This window comes from Spirosoma sp. (assembly GCF_048594605.1).
Lineage (GTDB): Bacteria > Bacteroidota > Bacteroidia > Cytophagales > Spirosomataceae > Spirosoma.
Genome location: NZ_JBMDWV010000176.1, coordinates 1 through 15,649, shown reverse-complemented (window position 1 = coordinate 15,649; position 15,649 = coordinate 1). Strand labels below are relative to the sequence as shown.

The following is a 15,649-nucleotide window of genomic DNA, read 5'->3' as shown; positions in this document are numbered from 1 at the left end:
TGCAGTTTCCCTTCTGCCCGGTCGATGACATAGGCCAGGATGTCTTTTTTGGTAACGCGGTTCTCTACCCCGGAGCCTGGTAGTCGGTCGAGTTCATCACGTGTCACGCCTTCTTCCTTAGCAATATTTAACACCAGGGGTGAATAAAAACGGTCGGCGAAAACGGGTGCATCGCCTGATAACGTAGTAGCTACAGCCGCGACGGTTTTTTCGACTGAGGCAGGCCGGGTGCTCATAGCCAGGATACTGGCTTCCAGCTCGTGCGCTGCCTGGGAAGCATCTTTTTCCGGTATAGTTGCCGACTCTGCCGTAACATTCGCTACGTCGCCAATACCTTTCGGGGTCTGATCGGCCTCTTTCGCTATGGATTCAGTCGGCTTAGGTGGCTCAACATGCGACTCATCACTGATCGCTTCTTTTGTTTCGATACGGGCAATAGGAGCGCCAATGGCCACTACGTCACCATCTTTTACCAGAATTTCTTTGAGGATACCACTGTGGAGTGCAGGCACTTCAGTATCTACTTTGTCCGTAGCTACTTCGAGTACCGATTCGTCAGCTTCAATTCGATCGCCGGGCTGCTTGAGCCACGTAATGACCGTACACTCCATTATACTTTCGCCCATTTTGGGCATGACCATGTCAATAAGAGCCATGTTTTTCGATGATAAATGATTGTTGTTAACAACAATCATTATTGGTTCAAAATCTCTTCCCTCAGCATGTTCAGCACATACATTGTGGTCAGTTGAATGTTCTGATCACGATATTTGCCGAGTTTGAGTAAGCGCGTTACGGTACGTTGGTCGGTGGCACAGGCAATCCAGATCGTGCCTACTGGTTTGTCAGCGGTACCGCCATCGGGGCCGGCAATACCGCTGGTGGCGATGCCAACATTTGTTCCGAGCGATTTCCGAACGCCTTCGGCCATTTGCCGAATGGTTTCCTCACTGACTGCCCCAAACTGATCCAGCGTTTCGGGAAGAACACCCAGCTGAGTTACTTTGACGGCGTTGCTGTAGCTTACGATGCTGCCCCAGAAATAGGCCGATGCGCCCGGTACTTTGGTGATCTGGGACGATACGTAGCCACCCGTACAACTTTCCGCAACGCTCAGCGTCAGGTTTTTCTCTTTCAATAACTTGCCAACTACGGATTCCAGTTCGTCGTCGTCGAAGCCAAACACGTTTTTCTCAATTAAAGGCATTACGTTCTGCACCTGTTCGTTGAGTTCGCGGTCGATCTGAGCCTTGTCGGAGCCAGTGGCGGTCAACCGTAATTTTACTCCACCAAAGCTGGGTAGGTAAGCCAGTTTGATATGATCGGGTAAAGCATCCTCCCAGGCTTCGATACGTTCCGCCAGAAATGATTCGCCAATACCAACCGTCCGGATCATTTTGTGCTTAATGACGGGTGTCTGGAAATGCTGGGTAAGTTTTGGCAGAATCCGGTTTGTCATAAGATGTTTCATCTCGAACGGAACACCCGGAAGCGATACGTAGACGCGCTGGTCGTGTTCAAACCACATGCCTGGCGCCGTTCCCCAATCATTCTGAATGTAAACCGCATTGGCAGGCAGATCGGCCTGAGCACGATTCAGGTCGGTCATTTCGCGACCGCGTTTTTCAAAAAAACTGGTCACTAAAGCCAAAGCCGTTTCGTTACGTACCAGACCGACACCAAAGTAAGTGCATAATGTTTTTTTCGTAATGTCATCTTTTGTCGGCCCAAGTCCACCTGTTATGATAATGACATCCGCCCGTTGATGCGCTTCATGTAAAACTTGGAGGATGGCATCGGCCTGATCGCCGACAGACGATTTACGAACAGTACGGATACCAATATTCGTTAGTTCGGTCCCAATCCACTGCGTGTTCGTATCCGTAATCTGACCGAACAAAATTTCGTCGCCGATGGTAATAACTTCAGCCCGGATGGTATTGATCATTCTTTAATAAATAATGGGTAGTGTATAATGGATAACTGCCTGCTGGACGTAATGGAAGGACGTAAAGAGATAAATATTTGTATGATTATCAGGGTGTTAAAAAATATTTTTTGCGCTACATTATACATTATGCATTCTGCGCTGTCAAAAGTACGAAAAAACGATTTAGCGCCATTGACCGTTATGAAATGGCAACCTGATTAATACGATGATGAATAAACATGCTCTTACCGCTGGTTTGCTGGCTATAACCCTTAGCACAGCCAGTTTCGCGCAGGATTCGACGCGCCGTGATTCAGTCCGTCAGAAACCTACGGGCGGTATCTTCGGTAAAATTCTGGAAGCTGTAACCCAACCTTCTGCTGGGACGTCGGGAGGTTTAAGCAACCTGGACATTGCATCCGGATTGAAAGAAGCGCTACGTATTGGCGTAAATAATGGTGCTGAACAGGCTTCCAGACTAGATGGCTACTTCAAGAACCCACTGCTCAAAATCGCTTTTCCACCCGAAGCGCAGAACGTAGCGAATAAACTTCGGCAAATCGGTTTTGGCAAGCAGGTCGATCAGTTTGAACTGTCGCTTAACCGCGCGGCTGAAGATGCTGCCAAGAAAGCAGCGCCTGTGTTTGTCAAAGCCATTACGTCGATGAGTATTCAGGATGCCGTTGGTATACTACGTGGTACCGATGATGCAGCTACGCAATATCTGCGCAGGACTTCAGGCCAGCAGTTAGTAACGGAGTTTACACCGATTATTGACAATGCACTGGCGAAAAACAATGCTACTAAGTACTATAGTAGCTTGGTCACTACGTATAATAAGTTGCCATTCGTGCAAAAAGTAAACCCGAACCTGACGGAATATGCGACGAATAAGGCTGTAGACGGTTTGTTTATTCTGGTAGCCCAGGAAGAGAAAAAAATTCGGGAGAACCCCGCTGCCCGAGTCACCGATTTACTCAAGCGAGTATTTAGCAAACAGTAATACGGAGTAACAGCATCAGCATCCGGAAACTTTGCTTTAGGTAAAGCAAAGTTTCCGGATGCTGATGCTGTTACGTTAAAGGCTAAACGTGCGGCCTTTCTAAGCTCATTGTTTATGTATTAATAATTTAAGTATATTCATATATAAATTACTTTATTGAGTAGCTGATTTTAATGTATATTTGCGCAGATAGCTTAGAATGTATTCAAAGGCCTAAATTTGAATACTTATAGGTCAATAAATTGGATTTTTTTACATAAAAATTAGTAGAAATTTTTTTAGTGATTTCGTACATAAAAAAGGTGATTTCAGACACTCACTGCTAAAGAGCCTGGTACAAAAGTTGCTAAATATGGTCTTTTGCAGGAAAAGCTTTAAGGTAGTTTAGCAACATTTTGGGAGCGACTTGAGTCCGCGCTTGAACAAACGTAGAAATCGCTAATAATTTCTAAAGGTATAGCAGGTGATACAGGATGTCCAGAGTATTCGGTTTCTTATGAAAAATAAAGCCATTCGCTACGATGATGAATTCAAGGCAAGGGCCCTAGACAAATTACGCAATGGGGTGAGTGTCTACAAACTGTCTCAGCAACTCAGGATTTCACCGCTCACGCTCAAACGCTGGCAGCAGGCACAGGCAGCTACATTTGCTGTACCAATAGAGTTGAACAGGACAGCCGACAAGCCAGAGATTGAGGCATTGCATCGCCAGATTCTTCGGCTGGAAGAAGAAAAGCGAGTATTAAAAGTAGCCTTGAATGTACTACTGAAGGGTCAATAAGAGGCTTTCAGAATCTGGTGCTCAGTTTATTGCAGATTGCTGTTTTAGCTGGCTGAATTAAGGTATTCAAGTTTATTGTTCCAGACCAGGGCAATCTGTGTGGCACGTTGACGGACCTGTTCTGCTGTCTCGCCCGTGAAGTTCTCCATAATTGTTAATGAAAATAATTGCAGCCAACGCTCAAAATGTTCGGTGGTGAGTGTATGTTTTTGATTGACTATTAAATGCGGGCGGAAAGGGTGCCCATCGTAAGCGTTGTTGCCCAGGATTATGGATTCCCAGAACGCATACATTTTGGGTAAGTGCTGCGACCAGTCAACCTGCGCTACGTCGGAAAAAACCGGTCCGATAAGCGGATCGGCCTGAACTTTTTCATAAAACGAATCCACCATCAGTCGGACAGCTTCCGGCGAATCCAGTGTTCTTTTCTGCATAACTTACTTGCTTCTCAAGGAATTTTCCACGAACGTTTGTCAGGAAAAGGTTTTTTCGTAGTCGTCTGCTTTAAAGCCTAACGCAACAATCTGTCCATTTGATTCAATCAGTGGGCGCCGAATAACCGACGGTTTGTCAATCATCAGGGCAATCGCACCTTTCGCGTCGGTTGGCTTTTCAGAATCGGGCAGTTTCTTCCAGGTTTGACCAGAACGATTGACCAGTTCTTCCCAGGTTTTTTGCGTAAGCCAGTGTTCGATTGTTTGGCGGTCTATTCCCTGTTTTTTGTAGTCGTAAAATGTATAATCAATACGGTGTTCGGCTAGCCACATTCGGGCTTTTTTCACAGTATCGCAGTTTGGAATGGCATATAAGGTAAACATCTTTTTCGCTTGTTGTTGCGCGAAAGTACCCAATTTTCGGTATACTGAATTCTGGCGCGTTGTCTCAGCCAACTGACATAAAAAGATTTACAGGACGGAAAACACCAGTGAGTATTCCAGTTTAACGTATCGACGCCCGCATCAGTAGGAAAATGACCTTTCATGTCGTACATGAGCGCTGAATTTTTGCTTAGTCTGCTTTAATTTATCCAATTATGTATTGCGTATATTATAGTTTATCTTTGGGCTATACGCTGAAACGTATTCAACTTTCATGAACTTCTCAACCCCCCGGTTATTTACCTGCTTTGGAGGTACGTGTAAAAATTTAGCCGGGAAGATTTCTTTCTGCCTGTTAGCGATTTCAGGGCTACTACTATCAGGCTGTCAAACAGCCACTGAGAAAACCTTTCGGATCGGGTTTTCTCAGCGTACTCAGGCTGATAACTGGCGCAAATCCATGCTGGCGAGCATGAATCAGGAACTGTCTTTTAATCCCGACGTCGAGTTCATTGTGAAAGATGCCGAAGGGAATAGTGATAAACAGGTGAAACAGATTCAGGAGCTGATTAACCAGCAGATTGACTTGTTGATTGTTTCGCCTAATGCAGCCCAACCAATTACGCCCGTCGTTGAAAAAGCGTACCAACTCGGGATTCCTGTAATCGTGGTGGATCGTCGGACGGCTTCTGATCAGTATACCGCTTACGTTGGCGCCGATAATGTTGAAGTAGGACGTACGGCAGGTATGTACGCCAATTCGCTGTTGAAAGGATCGGGGAAGGCAATTGAGATTGGGGAGTCACCAGGCTCGTCGGCGGATATTGATCGGCATCGGGGATTTAGCGGGATACTCAAAGCACACCCCGCTTTGCGGTTAGTGAAAAAATTAGACGGTGACTGGGACAAGCAATCGTTTGCCAGTGAATTGACCCAGCTCATTAAGACGAATCCTGAAGTACGGCTCATTTTTGCCCAAAACGACCGTACCGCGCTGAAAGCCTACAATGTATGCCAGCGACTAGGACTTGAAAAACGAATAAAAATTATTGGTGTCGACGGATTGTCGGGTACTAATGAAGGTATTGATCTGGTCGATCGGGGTATCCTGGAGGCAACGGTACTTTATCCGACGGGAGGCAAGGAGGCCATTCGAACCGCCATTGCCATTCTGAAAAAACAGCCCTTCCGGCGCGAAAATCGACTGCCCATTACGTTGATCGATTCGTCGAATGTGCGAATCATGAAGTTTCAGAACCAGAAACTCATTGAGCAACAGACCGATATCGAAAAGCAGCACCAGAATATTGAAAACCTGACCCGAACGTACACCTCCCAAAAAAACACGCTGTATTTAACCCTGGCCAGTTTAATTGTAGCGCTGTTGTTGGGCGGCTGGGCACTGTATCTGTTCCGGACGAAGCAGGCCGCTTACCTGACGCTGGCGGAACAGAACGAGATACTTGAAAAACAAAACGAAGAAATCCGGGACCAGAAAAATCAGATTGAAGTTGTTTCGCAACAAGCGCGTCTGGCAACAGAGGAAAAACTTCGGTTCTATTCCTACATCTCCCACGAGTTCAACACGCCACTTAGTCTGATCCTGATTCCTACAGAAGATTTGATGACGAAAAAGAGCGTCAATACGTATGAGTTGAAGAGTGGTTTGTCGCTGATACAGAAAAATGCGCATCGCCTGCTACGTCTGGTGGACCAGATGCTGGATCTTCGCAAGACCGATTCCGGAAAGCAGCAGTTGCATGCCACAGAGCAGGACCTGATTTCATTCGTTCGGGATATTATCACTGATTTTGGACGGAAGGCCGAAAAGCAACGTATTGACCTGCAATTAATAACGTCATTACCCCAATTGCCAGTCTGGTTCGACGCTGAAAAGCTGGATAAAGTCCTATTCAATCTGTTATCTAATGCCTTCAAATACACGCCCAGAGGGGGGCTGATTCACGTTCGAATCGATACCATTGGTGAACAGGTACGTATTCAGGTGATTGACAACGGCGAGGGTATGACAACCGACGAAAAAGAACACGCTTTTGACTTGTTTTACAGTGGTACGAAACCTTACAATCTGGCAAAAGGCATTGGGTTAGCCATGTCGATGGAGTTTATTCAGTTGCATCGGGGCGACATTGGCGTGGTTTCCGAAAAAGGACATGGAACAACCTTTCTGATAACCTTACCACTGGGTAGCGACCATCTGGATGCGTCGGAGCGGGCGAGTACAGCCAGCCGATACCGTCCGTTTATCGAAACCGAGCTAGACGAAGAACCCGAACCATCGCCGTTGCTGCCTTTCCGACATGCGGGCACGTTGCTCGTTATTGAAGACAACGACGATCTACGCGTGTTCCTGACCAACCGTCTCGGCTCCGAGTTCAACGTGATTGCTGCAACCAGTGCCGAAGAAGGGTGGCAGCGCGTTCTGGAAACGATTCCTGATCTGATTCTTAGTGACGTAATGCTGCCAGGTATGGACGGAATGAAATTAACGGAACGTATTAAGATGGACTGGCGGACATCGCACATCCCTGTGATTCTGCTAACTGCCAAAAGCCAGATGGAGCAACGTATTGAAGGAACTCGCGCGGGGGCTGACGTCTACATTACCAAACCGTTTAACACAACCTATCTGCTGGAAACGCTACGTACTACGCTGAACAATCGCCGGAAACAACAACAGCGTTTTGCCTCCGATACGTTACCTCAACTGGAGAACAAACAGGAACGGAAATTTTTAAATGAACTCACCGCACTCATTGAGAAACACATCAGCGATTCGTCGTTCGGCGTAGAGAAACTGAGCCGGGAGATGGGTCTTTCGCGTGTGCAGCTCTATCGCAAAGTTCAGGCGCTGTTGGATATGAACGTAATGGATTACCTGACTGAAGTTCGATTGAAGAAGGCAAAACAGTTGCTGCGTGATAAAAACAAAAACGTTGCTGAAATCGCTGAGGAAACGGGTTTCAGTTCACCAACATATTTCACTACGTTCTTTAAACAACACACCGGCAAGACCCCCTCAGAGTATCGTCGGTCGCAAGTGAATGTATAAAAGGATTTGTGCAAGAGTAGGTATTTTTTGATGGCTTTATTTGACTGATTCGCCTGAATCAAAATCAGAGATTTCTGTAACAAAAGTGAAGGTCTACTTGTATAATTTCTCCGTAAGTTACTGTTGGTGAGGTAGTTGATATTTGAACTATTATTTAATTTATTTGAACAAATTCCAGAGTCTCTCCTCCGACAGTGTCTGCTAAGTTTGCCCAGTGAGCCGCCAGTGAATCCGGTTCACATAAGCAAACATGAGTCAGAAACAGCGTATTTTCTTCTGGTCTATTACAGCCGCGCTGGGCGGCTTTCTCTTCGGTTTTGATACGGCCGTTATCTCCGGAGTTGAGCAGTCGCTCCAGGTGTTGTGGCGCCTGAGCGTATGGGAACACGGACTAACGGTATCCATCGCCCTCATCGGTACGGTAATTGGCTCCATGGTCGGTGGTATTCCCGCCGAAAAGCTGGGACGTAAGCGGACCTTATTCTGGATCGCTGTTCTTTATCTGTTAGCTTCTCTGGGTACCGCCTTAGCGCCCAACTGGACAATCTTTCTAGTTTTTCGATTTTTCGGTGGGCTAGGCGTAGGTGCTTCGTCGGTGGCGGCTCCCATGTATATCACCGAAATTTCACCGCCTAAGTCTCGGGGCCGATTGGTCGGTCTGTTTCAGTTCAACGTAGTGTTGGGTATTCTGGTCGCTTATCTATCCAATTTTCTGCTGGCCGATGCTGGTGCTGAACCCTGGCGCTGGATGCTGGGCGTACAGGCGTTTCCTTCGCTTATTTTCCTGATTGCCGTTCTGAACATTCCCGAAAGTCCGCGTTGGTTACTACTCAGAAAAGGAAAAACGACCGAAGCGCGCGACGTACTGAATATGATTGATCCAGATTCGGCCGAACAAACCTTTTTAGCCATTCAGCAGAGTCACGCGCAAACGGCAGCGTCTTCCCGACTGTTCTCGCGGGAATACAGTACGCCTATCATGCTGGCCGTATTGTTTGCCGTTTTCAATCAGGTATCGGGTATTAACGCCATTATTTATTACGCTCCCCGCATTTTTGAAATGACAGGTTTGGGCAAAAGCTCGTCCCTGCTATCATCGGCAGGTATAGGCTTGATCAACCTTATTTTCACGATGATTTCTATGAATCTGATCGATCGCTACGGTCGGCGGACACTCATGAAAATCGGGTCGGTGGGGCTGATCATTACGCTGGGATTAGTGGCGCGTGCCTTTTATGTAGAAGAGTTCAGTGGCATGACCGTACCGCTTCTGCTGTTCGTCTACATTGCTTTCTTTGGATTCTCGCAGGGGGCTGTCATCTGGGTATTCATCTCCGAAATTTTTCCGAACGAAGTGCGGGCCAGCGGTCAGGCACTGGGCAGCTTTACGCACTGGCTAATGGCAGCCATTATTACGTTCACGTTCCCGTATCTGGCCGAGCGGTTTGGGGGCGGTAATACGTTCCTCTTCTTCACCGTCATGATGGTTCTGCAACTACTATTTGTTCTCCGGCTCATGCCCGAAACCAAAGGGTCCAGCCTGGAAAAAATCGAACGCACCGTTTTTGCACACTGAGAAATCTTCTGTTGATGCGATCGGCATGACCATTTTCGGCGGCTGCAGACAGGAAACTTCGAGACAACGTAACGCACTGATAACAAGGTTATCACCGGATCTGCGCCTGTCCGGTTCGGCAAGCCGGAGGACTGACAAGTACTCAATCTCCTTTTTATAAATAACCACTTATCCTATATGATGCAGTTAAAAAATTACCTGTTTACGCTGGTCAGCCTGTTGCTCACGGCAACGCTGGCGCTGGCTCAGCAACGTACCATTACGGGGGGCGTCTTCGATGCCAAGAATAAGGAGCCACTTCCGGGAGCCAGTATTATCGTTCCCGGAACAACGACGGGTACGGTTGCCGATGCGACGGGCAAGTTCAGCATTACGGTACCACAGAATGCTACGGTCGTTACGGTATCCTTTATTGGCTACGCTACGCAGGAAGTATCGGTTGCCAACACCAACAACGTTACAGTTTTACTGAGCGAAGGTGGCCAGCTGGCTGAAGTTGTTGTGTTGGGCTATACTACCGCCCGCAAGCAGGATCTGACAGGGGCTGTGGCCGTTGTAGAAGTAGCTGCTACGAAAAATACCAGTTCGGGCAATCCCATGCAGGCGTTGCAGGGGCGGGTGCCCGGTTTGTACGTCGAGAAGTCCGGAACCCCCTCTGGTGCAGCCAGTCGGATTCTAATTCGTGGGGCTAATACGTTAGGTAACAACGATCCGCTCTATATTATCGACGGTACACCGACCAAGCGGAGCGACGTTTTTCAAAGCCTCAACCCGACAGCAATTCAGTCGATTCAGGTATTGAAAGATGCTTCGTCGGCGTCTATCTATGGATCGCGGGCGTCGAATGGAGTAATTATTGTAACGACGAAGAATGGAGCGAATACGGACGGCAAACTGAATGTCCAGTTCAACACCAGCATTACCGCTCAATCTGAAAAACCGGAACGATTCAAGATGCTGAATGCCGTTGATCGGGGGCGGGCGCTCTGGCGGGCATCGGTCAATGACGGCGTTGATCCGGCTTCGGCCTACGGCGAAATTTATTCGTTCGACTGGAATAAAAATTTCAGTAATCCGGTGCTCAACAACGTAGCGGTGCAGCCGTACGTTGGGGGCGATCAGAACGTACCGGCGGGCGACACCGACTGGCAGAAGGAGCTTTATAAAACGGGCTACGTAACCAACAACGACCTCACCATTTCGGGCGGTACCAAAGCCTCGTCGTTATTGATCAACCTGAGTTACCTGAATAACTCCGGTATGGTGCAATACACTGATTACCGACGGCTTACGGGGCGTGTCAATGCAGCAACCAGTCTTTTCGACGGTCGTTTTAAATTCGGCGTTAACGTGCAGATGACAACCTCGCGTGAAACCCCCGTAACGAATGACCTCGGTGGTGCGCCAACACCAGGGCTGGCCGTTACGTTAGCGCCAACCATTCCTCTTTATACCAAAACCGGCGACTTCGCCGGGCCAATTGGTTCGGGGTATTCGGATCGGAACAACCCGGTTTTCATGCAGTATATCAACCGCTGGGACAAGATTAACCGAAACTTTGTATTTGGAAATGTCTTCACCGAAATCGAACCGATCCGGGGCCTGATTTTTCGCTCGTCGCTGGGGATGGACAACGCAGGATTTTCCAACAAAAACATTGAGCAGTCGTTCAAAAACGGCTTCATCGCCCGAACGTTGAACAGCCTCACGCTTAATACGAATAAGTTTCTGAGCCTCACCTGGACCAATACGTTACGGTATAATTTTGATGTAGGTGCCCATCGATTCAACGTACTGGCCGGGATAGAAGCCATTCGGGATAATCTGGACGACGTAAACTCATACCGTGAAAACTTTGCTGTGCAGACTGAAGATTTCTTCGTGCTGAGTGCCGCTTCAGGCAATGCCAGCAGCACCGGTACGTCGACGGGAAGCCGGTTGCTGTCGCAGTTTGCCCGCGTCGATTATGGGTTTGGCGATCGTTATCTGGCAGCTTTGACATTACGTCGGGATGGGTCTTCGCGATTCGGCGAGGACAATCGCTATGGATTTTTTCCGGCGGCTTCCGTGGGCTGGCGCATCGATAAAGAAGCATTCATGCAGAACGTAAAGGTCATTTCAAATCTTAAGCTGCGGGCTGGTGTCGGTCGGATTGGTAATCAGGATATTGGCGATCTGGCCCGTTTCGGTTTGTTTGAGCCGCGCTACGGTACGCTGGCCTCGCAGGTGCCTAACGGGCACAACAGTTTTTTCGATCAGTACTGGAATGTCGGTACGGCGTATGACCTGAACGGCTCAAACAGTGGTACGTTGCCGTCGGGTTTTGTGCAGACGCAGGGTGAAAATACGGCGCTCAGATGGGAAACGACCGACGAAGTGAACGTAGGGCTGGATTTTGGCTTCCTGAATGGCAGTATTGTTGGTTCGTTTGATGTATTCAGCCGCGAAACCAAAGATATTCTCATCAAGCCGCCGGTGGCCGCTGCGGTGGGCGAAGGGCAACTGAAATTTGTGAATGGCGCTACTAAAACCAACAAAGGTTTCGAATTGCTGCTCACGTATTACGGCAAACCGAAAGGCGATTTTACCTACAACGTATCGGCTAACTTCGCCCGCTTCCGGGATAAAATCACCGTACTGCCCGAAGAAGTCCGTTCCGCTTTTGCCGGAAACGCCGTAACGACCATCCTGGGCCACTCGCAGTTCGATCTGTTTGGTTATCGGACCGATGGTATTTTCCAGAATCAGGAAGAGGTGAAAAACCATGCTGCTCAGGTGGGAGCTGCGCCGGGACGTATTCGCTACCGGGATCTGAACGCCGATGGGAAGATCGATGCACTGGATCAGGAATTTTTCGGAACAACGCTACCCGGTCTTGAGTATGGCGCTCGCGTTGAGCTAGGCTACAAAAACTTCGATTTCTCCATCTTCGGCTCGGGTGTGGCCAGTCGGACAGGCTTTGATCCGTATACGTTCTATAACAATTTTATTCGCGGTCGCGACAACATAGGACCGGGTGTATTTGATGCCTGGACTCCTCAGAATACGTCTTCGCGCATTCCGGCGCTTACGCTGGCCGATGGCAATAACGAAACGCGTTCGTCCGATTATTTCAACGTGAATACGTCTTATTTCAAGATACGTAACGTTCAGTTGGGCTACACGTTCCAGCGCGATCTTATTGGCAAAATCGGGTTGGCGAGTCTTCGTCTGTTTGCCATGGCCGAGAACGTCATCTGGTTTAAGAGCAAAAGTTTCCTGGGCCCCGATCCTGAACGAACCGATGTTAACACGGTTCCTGTACCCCGTGCCATTACGTTCGGTTTAAACGTCTCCTTCTAATTAATCAAGACCTTACGATCATGAAAAATAAAATTCTGGTTTCATTGCTGCTGATTGCGGGCGGAGGGATGCTTTCATCCTGCAAGGAGTTTCTGGATTATCAACCGCAGGGAACGCTTTCGTCGGATAATGTAAAAAGTGCCGACAATGCCGATGCGTTAGTAACGGCGGCCTACGCTTCGCTGGGCAATGGCGAAATGATTGGACCGATTGCCAGTATGTGGGTGTACGGAAGCGTTCGCTCCGACGATGCGTATAAAGGCGGGGGAGGAGTGGCTGATCTGGAGGACATTAACTTCTATGAGCAGCACAATCTGACGCAGCCGCAGCAGGGGGGCGGGTTTTATCATCCCTACACCTGGGAGAATTATTACAAAGCTATCTCGCGGGCCAACGTAGCGTTACGTTCGATTAATGAGCTGGCTGAAACTACTTTTCCGTTGAAGAAGACGCGTCAGGCTGAGCTACGATTTCTGCGGGGACATGCGCATTTTATGCTGAAAATGCTTTTCAAATTCATTCCTTACATTGATGAAACCCTGACGAATGATCAGATTCTGACGAAGTCGAACCGGGAGTTGGCCAACGATAAGCTTTGGGATAAGATTGCTGAGGATTTTCAGTATGCGGTCGATAACCTGCCCGTTACGCAAACGCAGGTGGGCCGCGCCAGTAAACTGTCGGCAGCTGCGTATCTGGCAAAACTTCGGTTGTATCAGGCTTACGAGCAGGATGATAACAATAAAGTTACGAACATTAATAAAGACAAGCTTCAGCAGGTTGTTACGTTGACCCAGATGGTGATTAGCTCGGGAAAATACAGTTTGCAGCCTGATTTTGCCGAAAATTTCCTGCCTGAATACGATAATGGTGTGGAATCGGTCTTCGCGGTTCAGTATTCGATCAACGACGGTACTACGTTGGGCCGACTCAATTTTGAAGATGGGTTGAATTATCCGCACGGTGCTCCGCAGTACGGTTGCTGCGGATTCCACCAGCCAACCCAGAACTTAGCCAACGCATTCGGAACGGATGCGAACGGATTTCCCAAATTCGATACGTTCAATGACGGTATTATTGATTTCAAAACGGCGACGGTCGATCCTCGGGTTGATCATACGATCGGAATTGACGGACACCCTTATAAGTACAATGCTGCTTCACCATTCAGTAATAGCTGGGTTCGCGATCCGGGCGTATATGGATTCTTCCAGACGATGAAATCGCAGCAGTTAGCGACCAGTTCGTCTTACAAAAAACAAGGTCCGTTTATGGGCGTTTCGAAAAATATCGACATCATCCGGTACGCCGATGTGCTGCTTTTTCAGGCTGAAGCGTATATCGAACTGGGTCAGCAGGCATTGGCACTGCCGCTTATTAACCAGATTCGCGACCGGGCGGCCAAGAGTACGGGGCGTCTGAAAAAAGCGGATGGCACTGATCCTTCGAAATACCTGATTAAACCGTATAGCGCAGCTAACTGGACGCAGGCTTATGCCCGCAAAGCCTTACAATGGGAAAGACGGCTGGAGTTTGCCACCGAAAGTCCGCGCTTCTTCGATCTGGTTCGCTGGGGCATTGCCGCCGAAACGTTGAATGCGTATCTGGAGAAGGAAAAAACCAGGCGTTCGTATCTGAGCGGTGCCAAATTTACGGCCGGACGCGATGAGTATTTACCCATTCCCCAGCGTGAAATTAATTTAACAAAAGGGCTTTATAAGCAAAATGTTGGTTTTTAGGGTAATGAACACAGAGCCACAAAGAGCACAGAGGTTTTTAATTTCCGTTCTCGGTGCTCTTTGTGGCTCTGTGTTCATTACCTTAAAGTAGGAGAGAGTGGCTATTTTGGCAACTACTCCCGGCTTTATCTTTTTATGACTTCCGCTACGTATTATGAAAAAGTTACTCTTGTCGATTTCTCTGCTGACTGCTACCGTCCTTTATTCATTGGGACAAAGCAATCAGGCTGCTATAAAGTCGGAACAGTACCGACCACAATTTCATTTTTCGCCCAAAGCCAACTGGATCAATGACCCGAACGGGATGGTCTATTACAAAGGGACGTATCATTTGTTCTGTCAGTATTATCCGGAGAGTTCCATTTGGGGACCCATGCATTGGATGCATGCAACCAGCAAAGATATGGTGCACTGGCAGGAGCAACCCATCGCGCTTTACCCGGACAGCCTGGGGTATATTTTTTCGGGCAGCGCCGTGGTCGATGTGAACAATACGTCGGGATTTGGTAAGAACGGACAAGTGCCGCTGGTGGCTATTTTTACCCATCATAATCCTAAGCTGGAGAAACAGAATCCCGAAAAGACACAATACCAGAGTCTGGCTTATAGCCTCGACGAAGGAAAAACCTGGACTAAATATGCCGAAAATCCGGTGCTTCCAAATCCGGGTATCACCGACTTTCGGGACCCCAAAGTGCGGTGGTACGAGCCGCAGAAAAAATGGGTGATGACGCTGGCTACAAAAGACCGTGTTACGTTCTATTCGTCGCCGGACCTGAAAAAATGGGCAAAAGAAAGTGAATTCGGGAGCGATGCGGGGGCGCATGGGGGCGTTTGGGAATGTCCGGATTTGTTTCCACTGAAGCACAATGGTAAAGACGTATGGGTGCTGATAGTAAATATCAATCCCGGCGGCCCTAACAAGGGATCAGCTGCCCAATACTTTCTGGGTGATTTTGATGGGAAAGATTTCAACGCGTATTCCAGACAAACCAAATGGATGGATTTTGGAACGGACAATTATGCGGGTGTTACATTCTCCAATACCGGAAATAGAACCATCCTGATGGGCTGGATGAACAACTGGCAATACGCGAACAAAGTCCCAACCATGAACTGGCGCGGTGCGACAACCATACCTCGTGAGCTCGGCCTGAAGGAAGTAAATAAAGACTTGATTCTGACATCGACGCCTATTAAAGAACTTGACGAACTGGATGGCAAAACGACCTCATTTGCGAATGTTGACGTAAAAGGCAGCGCTGATCTGACAGCCAAAACCGGAGGAAAGTATGATACGTTTAAGTTGACACTAACGGCACCTGCTGGCAACGATTTAGCCCTTGTGCTGTCGAATGATCAGGGCAACGAACTCGTGATTGGTTAC

11 protein-coding genes are annotated in these 15,649 nt (G+C 48.2%); 7 read left to right on the top strand and 4 right to left on the bottom strand.

The window, feature by feature from the left end:
* Both ACOJS8_RS11235 and ACOJS8_RS11230 read right to left on the bottom strand, forming a co-directional pair.
* The coding region (locus ACOJS8_RS11235; RefSeq protein ID WP_420148637.1) for a biotin/lipoyl-containing protein at window positions 1–656 on the bottom strand (656 nt) is incomplete at its 3' end.
* 38 nt (window positions 657–694) lie between these two features.
* A complete protein-coding gene (locus tag ACOJS8_RS11230; protein ID WP_420148636.1) occupies window positions 695–1,948 on the bottom strand; it encodes a competence/damage-inducible protein A in 1,254 nt (417 codons plus the stop codon).
* A 208-nt stretch (window positions 1,949–2,156) separates the two neighbouring features.
* On the opposite strand from ACOJS8_RS11230, the gene ACOJS8_RS11225 reads away from it, so the two are divergent.
* Both ACOJS8_RS11225 and ACOJS8_RS11220 read left to right on the top strand, forming a co-directional pair.
* Window positions 2,157–2,933, top strand: a complete 777-nt coding sequence (locus ACOJS8_RS11225; protein ID WP_420148635.1) for a DUF4197 domain-containing protein — start codon at window positions 2,157–2,159, stop codon at window positions 2,931–2,933.
* A gap of 496 nt (window positions 2,934–3,429) precedes the next feature.
* A complete protein-coding gene (locus ACOJS8_RS11220; RefSeq protein WP_420148634.1) occupies window positions 3,430–3,714 on the top strand; it encodes a transposase in 285 nt (94 codons plus the stop codon).
* Window positions 3,715–3,758: 44 nt separating this feature from the next.
* On the opposite strand, the gene ACOJS8_RS11215 is transcribed toward ACOJS8_RS11220, so the two are convergent.
* Window positions 3,759–4,148 carry a group III truncated hemoglobin gene (locus ACOJS8_RS11215; protein ID WP_420148633.1) on the bottom strand — a complete coding sequence of 130 codons (390 nt, stop codon included), beginning with the start codon at window positions 4,146–4,148 and terminating at the stop codon, window positions 3,759–3,761.
* Between the two features lie 39 nt (window positions 4,149–4,187).
* Window positions 4,188–4,532 carry an ArsC family reductase gene (locus ACOJS8_RS11210; RefSeq protein WP_420148632.1) on the bottom strand — a complete coding sequence of 115 codons (345 nt, stop codon included), beginning with the start codon at window positions 4,530–4,532 and terminating at the stop codon, window positions 4,188–4,190.
* A gap of 274 nt (window positions 4,533–4,806) precedes the next feature.
* Here ACOJS8_RS11210 and ACOJS8_RS11205 point away from each other — a divergent pair, with 274 nt between their 5' ends.
* The 5 genes from ACOJS8_RS11205 to ACOJS8_RS11185 form a co-directional block, all read left to right on the top strand.
* Window positions 4,807–7,605, top strand: coding sequence for a substrate-binding domain-containing protein (locus tag ACOJS8_RS11205; RefSeq protein ID WP_420148631.1), 2,799 nt, complete (start codon window positions 4,807–4,809; stop codon window positions 7,603–7,605).
* A gap of 250 nt (window positions 7,606–7,855) precedes the next feature.
* Window positions 7,856–9,181 (top strand): sugar porter family MFS transporter, encoded by a 1,326-nt coding sequence (locus ACOJS8_RS11200; RefSeq protein ID WP_420148630.1) that lies wholly within the window; start codon window positions 7,856–7,858, stop codon window positions 9,179–9,181.
* A gap of 177 nt (window positions 9,182–9,358) precedes the next feature.
* On the top strand, window positions 9,359–12,523 hold the full coding sequence (locus ACOJS8_RS11195) for a SusC/RagA family TonB-linked outer membrane protein (RefSeq protein WP_420148629.1): 3,165 nt from the start codon (window positions 9,359–9,361) through the stop codon (window positions 12,521–12,523).
* Window positions 12,524–12,543: 20 nt separating this feature from the next.
* A complete protein-coding gene (locus tag ACOJS8_RS11190) occupies window positions 12,544–14,262 on the top strand; it encodes a RagB/SusD family nutrient uptake outer membrane protein (protein WP_420148628.1) in 1,719 nt (572 codons plus the stop codon).
* A 154-nt stretch (window positions 14,263–14,416) separates the two neighbouring features.
* Window positions 14,417–15,649, top strand: a 1,233-nt coding sequence (locus ACOJS8_RS11185; RefSeq protein ID WP_420148627.1) for a glycoside hydrolase family 32 protein, incomplete at its 3' end; no start/stop codon positions are given.